Annotated in this window: 16 protein-coding genes and 2 pseudogenes; 8 read left to right on the top strand and 10 right to left on the bottom strand. The window is 51.1% G+C overall.

The genetic code is table 11. From position 1 onward, the window contains the following. Positions 1–201 precede the first annotated feature (201 nt). Complete coding sequence (locus P4S53_RS06800) at positions 202–1,116, top strand: pirin family protein (RefSeq protein WP_337112007.1); 915 nt, start codon at positions 202–204, stop codon at positions 1,114–1,116. Positions 1,117–1,244: 128 nt separating this feature from the next. Here the strand turns inward: P4S53_RS06800 and P4S53_RS06795 are convergent, their stop codons facing one another. The 3 genes from P4S53_RS06795 to P4S53_RS06785 form a co-directional block, all read right to left on the bottom strand. Beyond that, positions 1,245–2,018: a helix-turn-helix domain-containing protein gene (locus P4S53_RS06795; RefSeq protein WP_337112006.1), complete on the bottom strand. Its 774-nt coding sequence runs from the start codon at positions 2,016–2,018 to the stop codon at positions 1,245–1,247. A gap of 15 nt (positions 2,019–2,033) precedes the next feature. After that, positions 2,034–2,495, bottom strand: coding sequence for a carboxymuconolactone decarboxylase family protein (locus P4S53_RS06790; RefSeq protein WP_337112005.1), 462 nt, complete (start codon positions 2,493–2,495; stop codon positions 2,034–2,036). Positions 2,496–2,654: 159 nt separating this feature from the next. Further along, entirely contained in the window at positions 2,655–3,563 is a 909-nt protein-coding gene (locus P4S53_RS06785; RefSeq protein WP_337112004.1) for a LysR family transcriptional regulator, read from the bottom strand. 106 nt (positions 3,564–3,669) lie between these two features. On the opposite strand from P4S53_RS06785, the gene P4S53_RS06780 reads away from it, so the two are divergent. Beyond that, positions 3,670–5,025: an MATE family efflux transporter gene (locus P4S53_RS06780; protein ID WP_337112003.1), complete on the top strand. Its 1,356-nt coding sequence runs from the start codon at positions 3,670–3,672 to the stop codon at positions 5,023–5,025. Positions 5,026–5,953: 928 nt separating this feature from the next. On the opposite strand, the gene cspE is transcribed toward P4S53_RS06780, so the two are convergent. After that, positions 5,954–6,166 (bottom strand): transcription antiterminator/RNA stability regulator CspE, encoded by a 213-nt coding sequence (gene cspE, locus P4S53_RS06775; RefSeq protein ID WP_046220180.1) that lies wholly within the window; start codon positions 6,164–6,166, stop codon positions 5,954–5,956. Between the two features lie 601 nt (positions 6,167–6,767). On the opposite strand from cspE, the gene P4S53_RS06770 reads away from it, so the two are divergent. Both P4S53_RS06770 and P4S53_RS06765 read left to right on the top strand, forming a co-directional pair. Next, positions 6,768–7,607 carry a LysR family transcriptional regulator gene (locus P4S53_RS06770; protein ID WP_337112002.1) on the top strand — a complete coding sequence of 280 codons (840 nt, stop codon included), beginning with the start codon at positions 6,768–6,770 and terminating at the stop codon, positions 7,605–7,607. Further along, on the top strand, positions 7,595–7,747 hold the full coding sequence (locus P4S53_RS06765) for a hypothetical protein (RefSeq protein ID WP_337112001.1): 153 nt from the start codon (positions 7,595–7,597) through the stop codon (positions 7,745–7,747). The genes P4S53_RS06770 and P4S53_RS06765 overlap by 13 nt, the downstream gene beginning before the upstream one ends. A 4-nt stretch (positions 7,748–7,751) precedes the next feature. Here P4S53_RS06765 and P4S53_RS06760 read toward each other — a convergent pair whose 3' ends face one another. Next, positions 7,752–7,889 (bottom strand): AraC family transcriptional regulator, encoded by a 138-nt coding sequence (locus tag P4S53_RS06760; protein WP_337112000.1) that lies wholly within the window; start codon positions 7,887–7,889, stop codon positions 7,752–7,754. A 15-nt stretch (positions 7,890–7,904) separates the two neighbouring features. Here P4S53_RS06760 and P4S53_RS06755 point away from each other — a divergent pair. Beyond that, positions 7,905–9,139, top strand: a protein-coding gene (locus tag P4S53_RS06755; RefSeq protein WP_337111999.1) for an IS3 family transposase whose coding sequence is annotated in 2 segments (ribosomal slippage) — positions 7,905–8,250 and positions 8,250–9,139 — 1,236 coding nt in all. Because the reading frame shifts where the segments join, the coding sequence is not laid out codon by codon here. Between the two features lie 22 nt (positions 9,140–9,161). On the opposite strand, the gene araC is transcribed toward P4S53_RS06755, so the two are convergent. The 5 genes and pseudogenes from araC to P4S53_RS06730 form a co-directional block, all read right to left on the bottom strand. Next, the gene (gene araC, locus P4S53_RS06750) at positions 9,162–9,899 is read right to left on the bottom strand and encodes an arabinose operon transcriptional regulator AraC (protein WP_337111998.1); all 738 of its coding nucleotides are present in this window, start codon (positions 9,897–9,899) and stop codon (positions 9,162–9,164) included. A gap of 51 nt (positions 9,900–9,950) precedes the next feature. Beyond that, positions 9,951–10,484, bottom strand: coding sequence for a hypothetical protein (locus P4S53_RS06745; protein WP_337111997.1), 534 nt, complete (start codon positions 10,482–10,484; stop codon positions 9,951–9,953). 49 nt (positions 10,485–10,533) lie between these two features. Next, positions 10,534–12,043, bottom strand: a pseudogene (araA, locus tag P4S53_RS06740) (L-arabinose isomerase). 9 nt (positions 12,044–12,052) lie between these two features. Continuing rightward, positions 12,053–12,811 (bottom strand): L-ribulose-5-phosphate 4-epimerase, encoded by a 759-nt coding sequence (locus P4S53_RS06735; RefSeq protein ID WP_337111996.1) that lies wholly within the window; start codon positions 12,809–12,811, stop codon positions 12,053–12,055. After that, complete coding sequence (locus P4S53_RS06730) at positions 12,801–14,507, bottom strand: ribulokinase (RefSeq protein ID WP_337111995.1); 1,707 nt, start codon at positions 14,505–14,507, stop codon at positions 12,801–12,803. Before P4S53_RS06730 ends, P4S53_RS06735 begins: the two co-directional genes overlap by 11 nt. A 372-nt stretch (positions 14,508–14,879) precedes the next feature. Between P4S53_RS06730 and P4S53_RS06725 the strand changes: the two are divergent. The 3 genes and pseudogenes from P4S53_RS06725 to araH all read left to right on the top strand — a co-directional run bounded on the left by P4S53_RS06725 (position 14,880) and on the right by araH (position 18,466). Further along, positions 14,880–15,883: pseudogene (locus P4S53_RS06725) on the top strand (arabinose ABC transporter substrate-binding protein). Positions 15,884–15,941: 58 nt separating this feature from the next. Beyond that, positions 15,942–17,456, top strand: a complete 1,515-nt coding sequence (gene araG, locus P4S53_RS06720) for an L-arabinose ABC transporter ATP-binding protein AraG (RefSeq protein WP_337112078.1) — start codon at positions 15,942–15,944, stop codon at positions 17,454–17,456. A gap of 17 nt (positions 17,457–17,473) precedes the next feature. Continuing rightward, positions 17,474–18,466 (top strand): L-arabinose ABC transporter permease AraH, encoded by a 993-nt coding sequence (gene araH / locus P4S53_RS06715; RefSeq protein ID WP_337111994.1) that lies wholly within the window; start codon positions 17,474–17,476, stop codon positions 18,464–18,466. Positions 18,467–18,536: the final 70 nt, after the last annotated feature.

Here is an 18,536-nt window from a genome sequence, read left to right as displayed (position 1 = left end):
ACTCAAACAGCGCAGTACGGACACTGCGCTGTTTTTTTACCCGTTGAGAACTCTTTCAGATGCAAACGCCTTCATGCATCCCCCTCAAACCGGTCATTTCTTTTTCCTGCCTAGGATTTTCCGTCTTTGTTCACGACCAAATTGTTCACGAATAGCTGCCACTACACCATACTTAAACCAAAACAACGTGCAGGAGAGATGATGAGCAATACGTTTAAAGAAGTTGAGCAGCCTTGCGACTGCACAGACAGTTGCGGGGCAATTGAACGCATTCTGATTGCAAAAGACAAAGACTTAGGGGGATTTTCCGTTCGCCGTCTGCTGCCGACCGCACAACAGAAAATGGTGGGGCCGTGGATTTTTTTCGACCATATGGGCCCGGCGAATTTTCAGGCTGGTGAAGGGATTAACGTGCGCCCCCATCCACATATCGGCATCGCAACCGTCACCTATTTATTTGAGGGCGAAATTCTGCACCGCGACTCGCTGGGAAGCCTGCAGCCCATCAAGCCGGGCGACATCAATCTGATGGTCGCAGGCAAGGGGATTGTGCACTCTGAACGTGAACGCTATGAGGTGACCGCTGCTGATCATATGCTGCATGGCCTGCAGCTCTGGTTAGCGCTTCCTCTGGCCGACGAAGAATGTGAACCGGCTTTTTATCACTACCCGGATGACACGATTCCGTCGCTTCATATCGACGGTGTCCCTGTCAGAGTATTGATGGGGACCGCTTTTGGCGTGACATCACCGGTTCAAACATTTGCAGAAACGCTGTACGTCGAAGCGGACCTCCAGCCGGGACAGCGTTTCACGCTACCGATGGCCGAAGAGCGCGCTATCTACATTGCCAAAGGCCATGTCACCGCAAAAGACAGCGACTTGCCCGAACATAGCATGGCCATCGTGTCGCAGCAGGAAGGCATCATCATTGAAGCGAAAGTGCCCTCCCGCATCGCCATTATCGGGGGTGAGCATATCGGGCCGCGTTTCATTGAATGGAACTTTGTCTCCAGCCGTAAAGCGCGGATTGAACAGGCCAAAACCGACTGGCGAAACCACGATTTTCCACGGGTCCCCGGCGATGAGACTGAATTCATTCCTTTACCGGACTGACAACAGTGAGTCCCAAGAAGGCGGATCTGGCAGGCGCTTGCGGCTGATACCCTAAGCGCCAGTTTTAATAATTGAATATTGGCCTGCTGTACACTGATCTCTGTACACGGAGCTGGCTGGCAAAAGGGCTATCTGCCCTGCACCTGCTTTTTCTTCTTCACCAACAAGCTGTATTGCTTCGGGGTAATTTTAGCGATGTGGCTGAACTCTCGGGTCATATGTGCCTGATCGGCAAACCCTTGTTCAGCGGCCACATCCGCCAACGGGATATCAGGAGAGCGCTGTATCAGCTCCAGCGACTGTTTCACCCGCAGAATCCGCTGATAGTATTTCGGCGTCATGCCCATCCATTTCTGAAAATGCCTTTCTATCTGTCGGGGACTGACCGGAATCGGTTGATGCCGGCTGTGAGGCTGCACGGCTTTGACTATCTCAGTAATGGCATGGGGGGCAGAATCGTCAGTCTCCAGATGGTGTGTCATCCAACGATACATTGTTGCAATCCGCGCCTGATGGCCGAGGCAATGAAGAAGCTGCTGTTGCAAGGGGGCAAGAAAGGATAACTGTTCCGGTTCATCGGCAATGGAAACCGGATGGTCAAAACGCTTGCCCAGCACACTGTAGCCCATGCCCGGATGGAAACGGATCCCGGCCTGAACGGTTCCGGGAGGCAGAATCACATACTGGGCTTCTTTGCTGTTGGGCATGATCATCACGCCTTCCGGGTGACAGTGATTGCCAAAGCAGACCTCGCCAGCCAGATTGAACATGATGCCGCTTCCGGCATCACTGAACAGCAGTTTTTTCTCTTCACCAACCCGATCAGGCGGCACAGAAAGTGACCATATTCCCTGAACATGGTCTCTGAGCACACCTTGTGGTTTGAAGATCCTGAAATCCATTAAACAGTCACTACCCTATGCTGCGGTAAAGCTCCCGACTTGAGGTTTGAAAGTTTTCACCACCCGATTCCAGCTGTTAATTGCATTGATGGCGAACGTCAGATCAACCATAGCCTGTTCGCCAAAGGTGTCCAGTACCTGCTGATACATGGCATCCTCCACAGGTTGACACGCACTGAGATGCTCCGCAAACGCCAGAGCGACTTTTTCCTGCTCGGTATAAAACGGCATATCGCGCCAGGCGTTCAGTCCCCAGATACGTTCCGGTTGCTCGCCCAATTTGAGGGCATCTTTGCTGTGCATATCAATACAGAAGGCACATTGGTTGATCTGGGAGACACGCAGTTTCACCAACTCCCAAATAATCTTCGACATAGTTTGCGATTCACTGAACTGCTGATGGAAATAGTTTTCCTGCTGTAGCAGAATCTCAATTGCTTGCGGGGCAATACTGAAGTAATTTACGCGTTTCGTCATGTGATATCTCCTCTGAGTGAAACATGAAGATACTCACAGGAACGTACGATTTCTTGAACATTTCCGACATGACGGAATTTATCGCCCGGCTTTGTAGATGTGGCATTATAATAAGTCGACATGATGACGCAGAGAGAACACACAGGCAGCGACGCCACATTAAGACGATCGTCCCGGATGAGAGCTATTTTCAGAAAATAACTGTTGTGCTTCTGCTAACAGCCATTTCAGAACCGTATTCCAGCCTGCATCTCTTCGCTTAATCGCGCACAGCATGAAATCGCGCTGATAAGGCAGATTTTCTGTCGATAGGGTTTTCACTTCGTACCAGTCCGCGGTTGCCACATGCTCTGGAACGAATGCCCAGCCCACCCCGTGCATCACCAAAGACGAGATCAGGTAAAAACTATCCACGTGCCAGTAACTGGGTGACAGCGGTTTACCCAACGCATTGCCCATACGATCCCGAATAACCAGCTGTCTGTATTCAATGAGGTGGCTTTCAGTTGGGGCAGCATGCGACGCCAGCGGATGTTTATCCGATACAATCAAGGCTTGCCTGCTGCGACCAATCGCGAAACGCTCCAGCGAGTCCGGTAACACGTGGTCCTGTAAAATAAACCCCATGTCCGCCTTACCGCCGTCAACCCAACGGGCAATATCTTCCTGGGAGCCATTAAGCAGTGTCACACTCAGGTGTGGATACTGATCTGCCAGCCTGGCGTAGAGCACTTCAAAGTTTTCAATGGGCACGGCTTCATCCATGGCAATGGTGAGCTGAACCGGATGACCAGAAGAGACAGACAAAACCCGCGACTGAAGCCGCTGACATTGCGTTAAAACTGACATCGCATCATTGAACACTGCCTCGCCTTCTGCAGTCAGCGTGGGAAATTTTCCGCTGCGATCAAACAATAAAAAACCCAGATCGGCTTCAAGGTTAGCAATTGCGGTGCTGATGCGAGATTGCGCCTTGCCCAACTTGCGTGCTGCTGACGTAAATGATCCCGTTTGCGCAGCCGTAACAAAGGCATCCAACTGATCCAGATTCCATCGGATATGTGACATTCACTGACTCCACCCATCCGCTATCCGGATGGTAACTAACTTTTTACCATCTTAATTTAATAAGAGAATACATCACAATACAGAAATGCTTCACAGAGAGATAAACATGGAAGCGATGATTCAAACACAATCAATCGGCAAAACTTTTCGTCGGTTCACCATTCCGGCCGTGATGGCCATGCTGGTCAACGGACTATATCAGATTGTTGACGGGATATTTGTCGGGCACTTTTTAGGGCAAAACGGTCTATCGGCAATCAATATAGCCTGGCCGGTTATCAGTATTTTCATGGGTGTCGGGCTGATGATTGGCATGGGGGCTGGCAGTCTGGTGTCTGCGTTCAGGGGAAGGCGCGAATTGGCTAAAGCGCGTCAAGCGCTGGGGAATGGGTTCGCACTGGTGATCTGCATTGGCCTTGGATGTTCAGCATTATTATCTGCCTTTGGCGGGCAAATGATGACTTTACAAGGCGCAACAGGCCAAATCCTCAACTATGCCGTTAGCTACTTAGAGATCTTTATCGGATTCTCAGTCATTGCCGTTGGCGCCAGTGCCGCGCCCTTTCTGATACGAAACGATGACTCACCGAATGTGGCAACAGGTCTCATGGTTGCTGGTGCCATTATCAATACTGTGCTCGATTATATATTCATCGGAAAACTGGGCTGGGGACTGGAAGGGGCTGCCATTGCGACGGTAACGGCGCAGAGTGTCGTCGTCTTACTCACATTGGTGTATTTCTGCAGCCGTTTCTCAACATTAAGGTTATCGCTTGTTGATCTGAAACCGGATCGCAAGAAAATGACTGACATACTGACACTGGGTTCATCGTGTCTGGTGATGTACCTGTACACCGGCGTAATGGTGGCAATTCATAATCGATTATTGATGGAATATGGTTCTGCCGTAAGTGTTGCTGCCTACGCTATTGTTGGTTACCTGATGACACTGTATTACCTGCTTGCGGAAGGTATCGCTGAAGGAATGCAGCCACCGGTAAGTTATTTCCACGGTCAAAATGCCCAAGAAAAAGTGCGGAAAACTGTTTTTCTGGCTTGCAAAGTAACCGTGATTATCGGAGTGAGCTGGATTACTTTACTCAATGTGTTTCCGGAATTGATGATCAACATGTTCAACAGCAGTAACGAGACACTTGTGCAAAAAGCAAGCCATGGCATTACGCTGCACCTTTTCAGCCTGTTTCTGGACGGGTTGATTATTATCGGCTCGGTGTATTTTATGTCTGTTGGTCAAGGCGGCATGGCATTGGCGATTTCACTCAGCAACATGCTGGTGCAATTGCCTTTTCTCTGGCTATTACCAAAGTGGCTTGGCGAAAATGGCGTTTGGCTGGCAATGCCCGTCTCGAACATGTTCCTGGCTGTGTTGGTTCTGGGTGCCATGTGGAAGTCGCTGTCACAAACTCCGATACAACAAACAAGAAACACCGCTGCCGCTTAAAAACAAGCAGCAATTCCTAACGGGTAATCATTCGAATTGCCCGTTTTTTCTCGTCAATGAGGGATCGTTATACCGTAGCTGCTGGCGGCAGAGATACAGAAGGCCAGTCTGTGACCTTTTAAAGACAATTCGGAATATCGGTTGAAACAAACCTGTCTGCTCACGCGTATTCTCATTGCAAGTCTTAGGCTATGAACACGCATTGCAAAGTTATATTACGTTGGCAGCATCAGGTGTGTTCTGGCTGTTGCATGTTCTGCAAAAACAGGTGGGACATCGGCAAAGTAAACTAAAAATGAGTGACCCAATCATCGCTCACTGCATGGCTTGGCGGCGGTAGCCATGAAATGAATGACGGGAGGTGTTATGGCGAAGTTATGATGAAAAAACGCTGAAATGACCAATCACTTGATTTTCACTGTTCAGAATATTTCCCGAATGTGACCTTTCACAGTAGGAAAAATCTATATCTCTGCGGGCAATATTACCCTGAAGGTGTACATGTCGGAGCAGGACATCATCATTTAACTGATGAATACGTGAACTCCAGGATTTTTCTTCTTGATAAAGCGTAAAATTAACGATCACTGAATGGCTACCCTCTTATTTGCGGATGTATTTTTAGTACGACTTTGATGAAACCAAAATCGATGACGACCAATTGAACGAGACATAATATCTCCTTATTTTTTCTTTCAAATAAGCAAAACCATTACGTATAAAACGCAATATGAAACTTGCTTATGATAAATATGCTAATGGAATTTATTTGCAGTTTGATGACAAAGCAAATGCTGGTGTTTGATGGTGTGTTACGAAGGCGTTTGGAAGCTTACAGCTGACGTGCTTTTAAGGCAGGAGAGGCATAATTTTCGTTGTAAAGACATTGGCGTAAAAGGCAAAGTACCCTTTACGCCAATGAGAAAAATTACAGTGCTACTACGTTAGCAGCCTGTGGGCCTTTCTGACCTTGTTCAACGTCAAAAGACACTTTCTGACCTTCAGCCAGAGTTTTGAAGCCTTCTGAAGCGATTGCACGGAAGTGAACGAATACGTCAGCACCGCCGTTGTCTTGAGTAATAAAACCGAAACCTTTCTCTTCGTTAAACCACTTAACCAGACCAGTTGATTTGTTAGACATAATTTGTCCCTTTTATTTGGATGAATTCAAAATATTTACCGCATTCATGCGATGCGCTGAGAGCCTAAATTATTGAATGTCACAATGAAGCTAAGGGAAACACTGAGGATAACGACAGTTACGAAGAAATTCTGAGGTTTTACTTTGACTTGAAGTTGCATTAATTAATCTGAGCGACAGAGCAAGATGAATCATACGCGACTCTCCCCCTTTGTAAAGGTTTATTTGAGGTTGATCTAAAAATAATATCGCTGACCGCCTGAAAAGCTTCTCTTTCGCACATTCTTTCTTCAATTCAGCAAATCCGTCTCATTTCCGGCGACTTCTCTGTCTCTGCCTGCTATCCCCTGCCAGGCACTCAGCCTGCACGCCGATAGAATCAGAACCCATGCGCTCACCTGCCAGATGCTCAGTATAGAGCGTCAGAAACCACCATGAACACGCCCGCTGCACTGATATCCAGTGCCAGATGAAAAGCATATCGAGTATCAAGATTCACTTTGCTTACCTATAGTTATGTCAGGAAAGCCAGTGTAATTTGTCATCACTTTCAGTGATAATTCATAAAAACGGATTTATTTATAGATAAACAACAATGAACATGGATAAGTCATTTGCCCTGTTGCACTACTTTCAGGCGGTCGCGGAATACAACAGCTTTTCCCGTGCGGCGAATAAGCTGAACATTTCTCAGTCCACCATCAGTGCTCAAATCAAGAAGCTGGAGTCGCAACTCGGCTGTGATCTGTTTATTCGAGAGAACAAACATCACTTCAAGTTAAGCCGTGAGGGCATCAAGCTGCTCGCAGAATGCCAGACCAGTCTGAACGGGTTGCGCCACTGCATGATGTCGCTCAGCCAGACAGAGACAATGGCAGGTTCGATCAACCTGGCCTGTTCGGTTGCTTTGGGCAATCAGGTTGTGCTGCCTGTCATCGACCAGCTCATGAAAACTTACCCGCAGCTGGTGATCAATCTGGTCGAAACCAGCCTGGAAAAAGCCTTCTTTGACGATGATTTAGATATTGCGCTGAATTTCTCCCAGCCCGAACCGGCTTTTTATTACCAGCGCGTGGCAGATGTCGATAAAGTGATTGTCGCCAGCCGTGAATACCTGACGCGTTACGGTACACCAGCGTCACTCTCCGATCTCGGTGAGCACCGCTTGCTGATTCAGTCGAAAGGGAAATTAGACTGGCCGAACATCTATGCTCAGCAAAGTAAATTTTCCCTGCCTGAACGCAGCCAGTATTTTGAGACCAACCTGACCAAGTTGCATGCTGCCGAAAGAGGGATGGGCATTGCTGTGTTACCCGCCTATCTGTATTCGGTCAATAGCCAGCTGGTACCGGTGTTAACGCAATACGCCCCACGGCTGAGCGAATCTCTCTTCATCATGTGCAGCAAAAAAAGACCAGACAGCCGGGCATGGTCGAGCTGATTGTCGAAATCGCAGAAATGATCCGGCAGCGGCTTTACGATACAGCCCTGGCCGCTGAGTGTTTCCCTGGTCACGAAGCCAAGCCTTCTTCAGTAAGAGAACAATCCCAGAAAGCGGCAGAACAGATTCTGGACGAGTAGCGCCTCAGGTGACCTGCTCACGATACAGCTTTGGGCTGACACCTGATTTACGCTTAAACACGCGGGAGAAGTACAAAGGGTCGGTATAGCCGACAATGCGACCGATATGATTAATCTGTCCCGTCCTGAGATAAGTTGACACATTGGAGACTTATCAATGAACTCATCAAGCAAATCAAAGATAAAACGAACACAGCGTGATTACACATTAGGCTTTAAACTCGCTGTTGTTGCTCAGGTTGAAAAAGGCGAGATGACCTACAAACAAGCCCAAGCACACTTTGGCATTCAGGGACGAAGCACTGTTCTTGTATGGCTAAGAAAGCATGGTAAGTTAGATTGGTCGAAGCCAGTTGAACACTTCCCTACTATGCCTAAATCAAAAGAATCGCCAGCACAGAAGATTAAGCGCCTAGAAAAAGCCCTTGCCGACGCTGAATTAAAGAACATGATTTACAGCGATATGGTGGAAATCCTTAAAAAAGAACACGGAATAGACTTGGAAAAAAAGTACTTAGCCGAGCGCTCTGGCTTGCCAAAGAGCAAGGAAAAGTAAAGCTCGCAACTGCATGTAGGCAGTTCAATTTATCCCGGCAAGCTGTGCATCAATGGAAGCAGCGCCTCGAAGTGCGTGCTGAGGAACTCTTGCCTGTAAAAGAGATGGTAAGGTACTGGCGGCAACTTATGCCTCGGGTTGGTACTCGTAAGCTATACCAGTTGATTAAGCCCCAGCTAGAGAAACAAGGAATAAAGTTGGGACGAGATGGGTTATTCAAGTACTTAAAAAACGAGAACCTGCTGGTCAAGCCAAGGAAGAACTACACCAAGACGACGAACAGCAAACATTGGCTCAGGAAGCACCCAAACCTTTTGAAAGATAAAGTTGTTCATCATGTAGAGCAAGTGGTTGTGAGCGATATTACCTATGTCAAAACAGATGAAGGGACACACTATCTCTCACTAGTTACAGACGCTTACTCCCGGAAAATATTAGGCTATGAATTGAGTAACGAAATGAAGGCTAGCGACGTGGTAAAAGCGCTGGATATGACCATAACCAACCGCCAAACAGATGCAGCAACAATTCACCACTCAGATCGAGGGTTACAATACTGCTCATCAGAGTACCAGGAAAAGTTAAGCGCCAATAGCATGATACCTTCAATGACTGATGGTTATGACTGTTATCAGAATGCGCTGGCTGAGCGGGTTAATGGCATACTAAAGAGTGAGTTCCTACTCTACCAGTGCAATACCCTAAAAGAGCTTATGGTGTTAGTGAAAGAGTCGATATCGACATATAACGACTTGAGACCGCATACGAGCTTGGGGATGAGAACCCCGAGTGAAGTGCATGAAAAAGCCAGTAGGGAATACCTACTGGCTACATAAAAAGCGTCAACCTATTTTAGGACTAGACAATCGAATAGTTCGTGGTGACCAGCAACTGCTTGGCACGGCTGATACGCTGATCATCCCGCCACTGCGTGATGGTCATCTCCATTTCGTCACGGAACAAATGCCCGAGCCGCGACGGGGACAGGCAGATATGGTCAGAGATGTCTTCAATGCTGAAATCCTGATTCAAATGCTGCGTCATATAATTCATTGCTTCGATCACCCGCGGGTCAAGCGGCTTGCTCACCACATCCGGTTGCAGGCTCTTACAGCGGATCAGTAATTGCTCCAGCAGGTTGACCGCCAGGTCGTTGCGATAGGGCACATCCGACTTCGAGGTGTATTCAATATCGATAAACAAATGCTCGATATGACGAATCGTCTCTTCATCTAATCCCCTGGTGATGTACACACCATTCCTTTCTTCCTGCCAGTTCAGCCAGTCATGCCAGAATGCACGCGGACGAAAATACACCCAACGGTGGAACCAGGACGAACAGTCTTCTTTACGCTGGTAGTAATGTGCGGCAGAAGGCGGAAACAGCAAGAGATCCCCGGGCTGGACATCGAACGCATCCTTGCCATGGAAAATGGTGCCTTCCCCTTTGCTGGTAAAATTGATGATAAACCCTTTCATCCCGTTCGGGCGATCAATCGTAAAGTCGAGCTCATCGCCTTCGATAATCGGCGTCAGCCCGGCAACCAGGTGGGCATCAAAATTGTATCCGGGTTTCAGGGGATCGTTTTGCATCATCCGTTTTCTGTACCAGCTCTGTGCAGCCCTCTAGTGTATGCAGGGTGCGGATTAAGTACGAATGTTCTCATCACAGTTTTGACCTAACAGTAGCCACAGTGATGCCGAAAATGCTTCGCAAAAGCCATGACTGGTCTGTTCGATTAAATACTCGCTGGGCTGATCATTGCGTTGAAACTGCCAGCTGACTGCAGGTTCGCCATCCATTTCCGACTTTCGCAACGGCGACTGTCGGATCTGATGTCCCAGTTCCAGCCGGGAAGGGACCGGGTTACGAGCCAGATAATCAATTTCCAGCCTGCCCGCACTGAACCTGTAGGTCATGCTGACAGACAAGGTATCGCCCAGGGTTAGATTGCACCACTGCTCCAGCTGGTGCGCTTTCCGGCGAAATTGCCAGCCAATGTCTTGCAAAGACAAAGTCCGGCCATTAATGCTGAGCGTGAGCACAGCCTGGCACTGCGGCTGATCCCGAAAGTAAAGAATAAAGGTCTCAGGTTCAGTGGCTGAGACTTCCACCCGCCAGTCCTGATAACCCGTCACCGCATTTTGCAACTGTGCTGCTGGGGAGTTGTCTTCTTTCACAAGTGATCCGTAGCGCCCTCTTCATGACGAAGAGGGCGTAAAATAAAATTTAGATACCCGATGCTAAGCGGTAATAGGCGCTGTTATTTTTCAGCTCGGTTTTGAACGGACGAATCCGGGTATCCTGATCAATCAGTACCATTTCAATACCGGCCATTTCGGCGTAATCCGCCAGCATCTCCGCAGTGACCGACTGACTGTATACCGTGTGGTGTGCCCCGCCGGCGTGAATCCAGGCGGCAGCGGCCGTTTCCAAGTTTGGTTGCGGCTCCCAGAGTGCATGAGCAACGGGCAGGTGCGGCATCGTCTGTGGCGGAGTCACAGCTTCGACGCTATTCACCAGCATGCGAAAACGGTTCCCCAGATCAATCACAGACACATTCACCGCCGGGCCCGCTTTGCCCCTGAACATCATCCGGGCAATATCACAGCGGCAGCCAATGGTATGGCGGTGAATTTCAATCGCTGGCTTTGCATCGGCAATGGACGGGCAGACTTCCAGCATGTGTGCGCCCAGTACCTGATCCTTCACACCAAAGTTATAAGTGTAATCTTCCATGAAAGACGTCCCGCCACTGCGCCCCTGACCCATGACCCATGACTTTCATGATTCGGGTCATCGCGGCAGTTTTCCAGTCGCCCTCACCGCCATAACCGTAGCCTTTTTCCATCAACCGCTGCGTCGCTAAACCCGGCAGATTGCTCAGGCCACTCAGATTTTCAAAGGTATTGGTAAATGCCGTTGCGCCGACTGACACCAGAAAACGCTCCATGCCCAGTTCCAGACGCGCTTCCTGGCGCAGAATCGCCAAGGTATCGGAATGGGACAGCAATGCCGGATCCAGGGTATAGCGTGAGGCGTACTCATCCAGTAAGGCAGAAATATCCCCCTCGCTGACGGCATTCACACTGTCACTCAGCTCACCCAGTCCATAGCCATGTACCTCGTAGCCAAACTGGATCTGGGCAGACACCTTGTTCCCTTCAGTCACCGCGACCTGACGCATGTTATCGCCAAAGCGGGCCACTTTGAGTTGCTGCCCGGCATGAATCCCCATCGCCGCCCGGCACCAGTCATCAATCTGTTGGTGCACAACCGGGTTTTCCCAGTGGCCGACCACGACTTTGCGATCCATATTCAGACGCGTGCCGATAAAACCGAACTCGCGGCACCCGTGAGCACTCTGGTTCAGGTTCATAAAATGCATGTCAATCTCATCCCACGGCAATGCCGCATTGAACTGAGTGTGCAAATGCAGGAAAGGTTTACTCAGCTGGCTCAGACCTGCAATCCACATTTTGGCGGGCGAGAAAGTGTGCATCCACAACACCAGTCCGACACAATCCGGATCGTTATTGGCCTGACGGCAAACCGTCAGAATTTCATCCGGTGTTTTGACGGTTCCTTTGTTCACCACAGGGACAGAAATAGCCGGCGACTGGTTGAGGTTGTGAACAATCTGCTGGCTGTTCTGTGCCACGCTGTCTAAAACTGCCGGCCCGTAAAGGTGCTGTGACCCGGTCACAAACCAGACATATTTATCGCTGAAAGCTTTCATTGTGATTCCTTATTTCTTATCCGATTTACCCTGTCCGTAATAGGCATTCTTGCCATGCTTACGCAGGTAATGTTTGTCCAGTAATGCCGGATTGACGGCGGAAACAGACGGATTAATCTGCAGCGTCTGTGTCGCCATCGCGGCAACGATTTCCAGCACCACAGCGTTATGGACCGCCTGATCGGCATCGCTGCCCCAGCTGAAAGGCGCGTGTTCTTTGACGATAATGCCCGGGATCGCCATGGCATCCTGGCAGCCGATGGTTTCCACGATCACCAGGCCGGTATTGTGTTCGTAGTCCGTGGCGATCTCTTCATCGGTCAGGGCTCTGGTGCAGGGGATGTGGCCGTAGAAATAATCAGCGTGCGTCGTTCCTAACGCCGGAATCGCTTTACCGGCCTGCGCCCAGGCCGTGGCTTGCGGTGAGTGTGTATGCACGATTCCTCCGATGTCCGGAAAGGCCCGGTACAAGGCCAGGTGTGTTGCCGTATCAGAAGACGGTTTCAGCTCACCTTCCAGCACATTGCCTTCCAGATCCAGCACCACCATGTTGTCAGCACTTAAAGCCTCATAGGCAACCCCACTGGGTTTGATCACCACGATGCCCTGCTGGCGATCAATACCGGAGACATTGCCCCAGGTAAACGTCACCAGTTGATGGCGCTGCAAGTCCATGTTCGCCTGCCAGACCTGGTGGCGCAGTGCCTGTCGTCGTGCTCCCGCATCACTGCCCTGCGCAGCAAGCTGTAACGAAACATCAGTGGTCATGATTGCGCTCCTGTGACCGTTGGAATTCGGACAGGGCTTCCAGTTGCTGCCCGAGTTGTTGATAGCCCTGATAACGTTGTTGATTCATTCGTTCTGTCCCTGTGACCGGTGAGTAAACCCGGCTGATCGGGCTGGCCATGTGCGACTGCGCAACACTGGCTGACGGGTACACACCTGCGGCGACTGCCGCAAAAATTGCCGCCCCCAACGCACAGCACTGTTCTGACTCAACCACAGCGATGTCCCGCCCCAGTACGTCGGCGCAGGTTTGCATCACCAGCGGAGATTTCTGCGAGATACCGCCAATGGCAATCACACGCTTCACCTCAATCCCCTGCCCGGTAAAACAATCCATGATGGCTTTGGCGCCGTGCGCGGTTGATTCCACCAGCGACAGAAACAACGCCGGTGCATCTGAGCCCAGATTCATGCCGGTGAACGCCCCTTTCAGACGCTGATTGGCATTGGGCGTGCGACGCCCGTTGTGCCAGTCCATGGCCACAGGCAGGTTGAGATCGCGCTCTGTACCCAGTGCGGCCTGACTTAACGCTGGGATCAGCTGTTTTTCGATGTCCTCAAGCGGCAGGCTGGCTTGCGGATGTTGCCGGGCGTAAGCCTGTAACGGCCACATCAGCAGCCGCTTATACCAGGCGTAAATATCCCCGAAGGCAGACTGGCCGGCTTCCAGTGCCACCAGCTCAGGCATGGCGCTGCCTTTCACCTGACCACAAATCCCGTGGACGGTTTTTTCACCCAGCGTCTGGTGATTGACCATCAGGATGTCGCAGGTCGATGTACCAATCACCTTGACCAGATCATGCTCACCTGCGCCGGCCCCGACGGCCCCCATGTGGCAGTCGAATCCCCCGACGGCAACGGCAATCCCCTCCGGCAATCCCAGTTTGCCGGCCCAGGTCGCAGACAGTCGTCCAGCCTGTTGGTCCGATGTGAACACCTCAGTGAACAGCCGCTCTCGCATACCGTCTAATGTCGGGGAAATCGCCGACAGAAAAGCCTGATCAGGCAGACCGCCCCAGCTGTCATGCCACATGGCTTTATGACCGGCAGCACAAACACTGCGGCGCAAGCGATCAGGATGCTGATTGCCCGACAGCAACGCAGGTACCCAATCGCAAAGTTCCACCCAGCTATGGATATGTTCAACAAGTTCCGGGGCCTGTTCCGCTACCCAGGCCGCTTTTGCCCAGAACCATTCCGAAGAGTAAATACCGCCGACATAGCGGGTGTAATCGGGGAAGTCATGGGAGTGCGCCAGTGCATTGATCCGTTCAGCCTTACTGACAGACGTGTGGTCTTTCCACAAAATGAACATGGCGTTGGGGTTGTGCGCAAATTCTGGCCGCAGCGCAAGCACATTGCCCTCCGCATCCATAGGCGCCGGGGTTGAACCTGTGCTGTCCACACCAATCCCCACCACAGATTGAGCCACCGCTGGCGGCACCTGACTGAGTGTCTCGGCAATGGCCTGAGTCATCGACTCGATGTAATCCAGCGGATGATGGCGAAACTGCGACTGACCTGGCTCACAGTAGTCTCCGGCCATCCAACGGGCGTAATACGCCACCCCGGAGGCAATCTCTTTGCCGTTCCGGCTATCCACCAGCAATGCCCTGACCGAATCTGATCCGAAATCGAGACCGATCACACACCGCTGTTCTGTCCTGTCCATGTCCATGACTGCTCCACTCGTCGTCCTGTTCTTTTTCTTTTATAACGAGGACACAGGGTTTCAGCCATGAATTGAACCGCTATAAATATGGATAAATTCGTCAGGCGCGTCAGTTTGTGTGTGAGGAACAAAAATGACCAGATGATGCACAGAGCAAGCAGATTAAACGTTTACAGACTCACAATCGCTGAGAAATTATGCGAAACCAGTTTTATATCATGCAAAAATGCGAATCACATCATAGCCATTCACGCTATATACATGGACAAAAACGCTGCCTTTTCCTGCTGTGATTTCCATCACGCCAATTCTCCGTTTCTTACTCAAATAATGATTTCCGGTGAAACAAAAAATCCTACACGTAGACGGAATTACAATATGAAAAAAATCACACAAACACTTGCTGCCGCCGCACTGACAGGTGCGACATTACTCAGTGCTTCCGCGAATGCATTCTGGGGAAGTGACGATGGCACCCTCAAGCTGGGCTATCTGGTGAAACAACCGGAAGAACCCTGGTTCCAGACCGAGTGGAATTTTGCTGAGAAAGCCGGCAAAGACTATGGCTTTGAAGTGATCAAAATGGCAGTTCCCGACGGCGAGAAAACCCTCAATGCCATTGATACTCTGGCTGCCAGCGGCGCGAAAGGTTTTGTCATCTGCACTCCGGATCCCAAACTCGGGCCGGCCATCATGGCAAAAGCCAACAGCTACGACATGAAAGTCATTACGGTTGATGATCAGTTCCTGAACGCCAAAGGCCAGCCAATGACCAAGGTGCCTCTGGTGATGATGGCCGCCAGCGAAATTGGCTATCGTCAGGGCAGCGAGTTGTATCAAGAAATGACAAAACGGGGCTGGGATGCCAAAGCAACGGGCGTTATGGCCATTACGGCTGATGAGCTGGATACAGCGCGCCGCCGGGTGGATGGCGCAGTCAAAGCACTGACGGAGTCCGGTTTCCCGGCAGCTCAGATTTACCGCGTGCCCACCAAATCCAATGACATTCCGGGCGCCCTTGATGCGGCGAACTCTTTGCTGGTGCAGTACCCGGATGTCAAACACTGGCTGGTGGTCGGCATGAATGACAATACGGTGCTGGGGGGATCCGTGCCACTGAAGGTCAAGGTTTTGCCGCTTCAGCAGTGATTGGCATCGGGATCAACGGGGTCGATGCCGTCAACGAACTGGCAAAATCTCAGGCCACCGGCTTTTATGGCTCACTACTGCCCAGCCCGGATGTCCACGGCTATAAAAGCATTGAGTCCCTGTACCAATGGGTGAAAGAAGACGTTCAGCCACAGCAATTTGTCGAAGTCACCGACGTGGTCCTGATCACGCGCGACAACTACAAAGCCGAACTGCAGAAGAAAGGTCTGTAAGCACGAACCGGGCGGCAGTGCCTCATTGCCGCCCCATGATTCTACAGGAGTACGCATGATGGCTACGTCCCCTTTTTCTCTGGAGTTTCGCCAGATTTCGAAGCACTTTCCCGGTGTCAAAGCCCTGTCTGATATCAGTTTCCGGGTCAACAGCGGCAGTGTTCATGCGCTGATGGGCGAGAACGGTGCCGGTAAATCAACCTTGCTGAAAACCCTGAGCGGCCTGTATCAGCCGACCAGCGGCGAATTGGTGATCAATGATAAGCCCGTTCGCCTTTCCTCCACTGTTGATGCACTGGAGAAGGGCATCGCCATTATCTATCAGGAATTGAATCTGGTTCCGGAGCTCAGTGTCGCGGAAAACATTTATCTCGGTCAGCTGCCCACCAAAAACGGCAAAGTGGATACCGAGACCTTAAATCGCAATGCCAGTGAACAGCTGGCACGGCTGGGCGAAGATTTTGACCCGTCGCTGCCTTTGAAAACCTTTTCCATCGGTCAGTGGCAAATGGTCGAAATTGCCAAAGCCCTGAGCCGTAACGCCACAATCATTGCCTTTGACGAGCCGACCAGCAGCCTGTCACAGCGTGAAATCGATAACCTGTTCAAAGTGATCCGCGAGCTGCGCGATGACGGCAAAATCATTTTGTACGTCTCCCACCGGATGGAGGAAATCTTCTCGCTCTGTGATGCCATTACGGTTTTTAAAGACGGCACCCATGTTCAGACCTGTGATGACATAACCCACCTGACCCACGATAAGCTCGTCGAGCTGATGGTGGGACGCGAGATCAACGACATCTACAACTACCGTTCCCGACCGCTGGGTGAAAGCGGCCTCAAGCTGGATAAGCTGACAGGCACCGGGCTGAGTGCCCCTGCTTCGATGGACATTCGCCAGGGTGAAATTCTGGGGCTGTTTGGTCTGGTTGGCGCGGGTCGCACTGAACTGACACGGCTGATCTTTGGCGCCGAGAAACCGGATTCCGGCGACATTTACCTGCACAACCAGAAAATCGTGATCCGAAGCCCTAAAGACGCGATTAAAGCGGGCATTACCCTGTGTCCTGAAGATCGCAAAGCGCACGGCATCGTGCCGATTTTGTCTGTCGAAGAAAATACCAACATCAGCGCCCGTCCCTGGCATCTGAAACTGGGTGGGGTCATCAACCGTGTGTGGGAACGCAAGAACGCCGAGACGCAAAGTCAGGCACTCAATGTCAAAGCCGCTAATCTGGCGCAGGCCATTGGCCAACTCTCCGGGGGCAATCAGCAGAAAGTGATCCTTGGCCGCTGGCTGTCGACCGACATGAGCGTGATTTTACTTGATGAACCCACACGCGGTATTGACGTTGGCGCGAAATCGGAAATCTATGAGCTGATTTTCAAGCTGGCTGAAAACGGGGTCACTGTGCTGGTTGTCTCCAGTGACTTACCCGAAGTGCTGGGGATCTCTGACCGTCTTCTGGTCATGAAAGAAGGCAGAATCACCGGTGAACTGGTCCGTGATGCCTTTGATGAACAAACCGCGCTTCGCCTGGCCATGCTTGGCGACGCCCCGATTGCCGCTTGATGAAAAGGAACCTTCTCATGGCTACGAGTAGTACAACGAAACTGATGGAATCTGACAATACGTCCACCGCCCTGAACATGTCCGCGGTCTGGGATAAATACGGGATGCTGATGGTGTTCGCCGGCCTGTTTTTACTGTGTGCGTTTTTTGTCCCTTATTTTGCGACACTGGTGAATATAAAAGGGCTGGGACTGGCCATTTCGATGAGTGGCATGGTGGCCTGTGCCATGTTGTTCTGCCTGGCCTGTGGCGATCTTGATCTGTCCGTTGCTTCAGTGATTGCCTGCTCCGGGGTGGTCACCGCGGTCGCCATCAATGCCACCGGCAGTGTGGTGCTGGGCGTCGGTGCTGGCTTGCTGTCCGGCGTATTGTTTGGCTTACTGAACGGTTTTGTCATTGCCAAACTACAGGTGAACGCCCTGATCACCACACTGGCGACCATGCAGATTGCGCGGGGGTTAGGCTATATCATCTCGGACGGTAAAGCCGTGGGTATCACAGAGGAAAGCTTCTTTGCCTTAGGTAATTCATCGCTGTTCGGGATCCCGACCCCTGTCTGGCTGACCCTGATAACCTTTGCGGTGTTTGCTTTTCTGCTGAACCGCACTGTTTATGGCCGCAATACGCTGGCCATCGGCGGCAATGAAGAAGCCGCCCGGCTGGCAGGGGTCAATGTCGTCAAAACCAAGATGATCATTTTCACGGTCTCCGGCTTCATCTCCGCACTCGCCGGTGTGATCCTGGCAGCACGCATGACCAGTGGCCAGCCCATGACTTCAGTCGGGTTCGAACTGGTGGTGATTTCAGCGTGTGTTTTAGGCGGTGTGTCCCTGAAAGGCGGGATAGGCAAAGTGTCTTATGTGATTGCCGGTGTGCTGATTCTGGGCACAGTCGAAAACGCCATGAACCTGCTCAATATGTCTCCTTTTGCGCAATACGTGGTGCGCGGGTCCATTCTGCTGGCGGCCGTCATCTTCGACCGTTACAAGCAAACTTCCCGCAAAGCCTGATATCGCCATTCCTGCCGGGCGCCCCTTTCTGCAATGGGAGAGGCGCTCGAGCAGAAATCATGACCAGCTC

Origin of the sequence: Photobacterium sp. Hal280 (assembly GCF_037162255.1) — a bacterium.
In the GTDB taxonomy this organism is placed as follows: Bacteria; Pseudomonadota; Gammaproteobacteria; order Enterobacterales; family Vibrionaceae; genus Photobacterium.
Note: the sequence above shows the minus strand (reverse complement) of the source record. Positions and strands in the feature narration are given on the sequence as shown.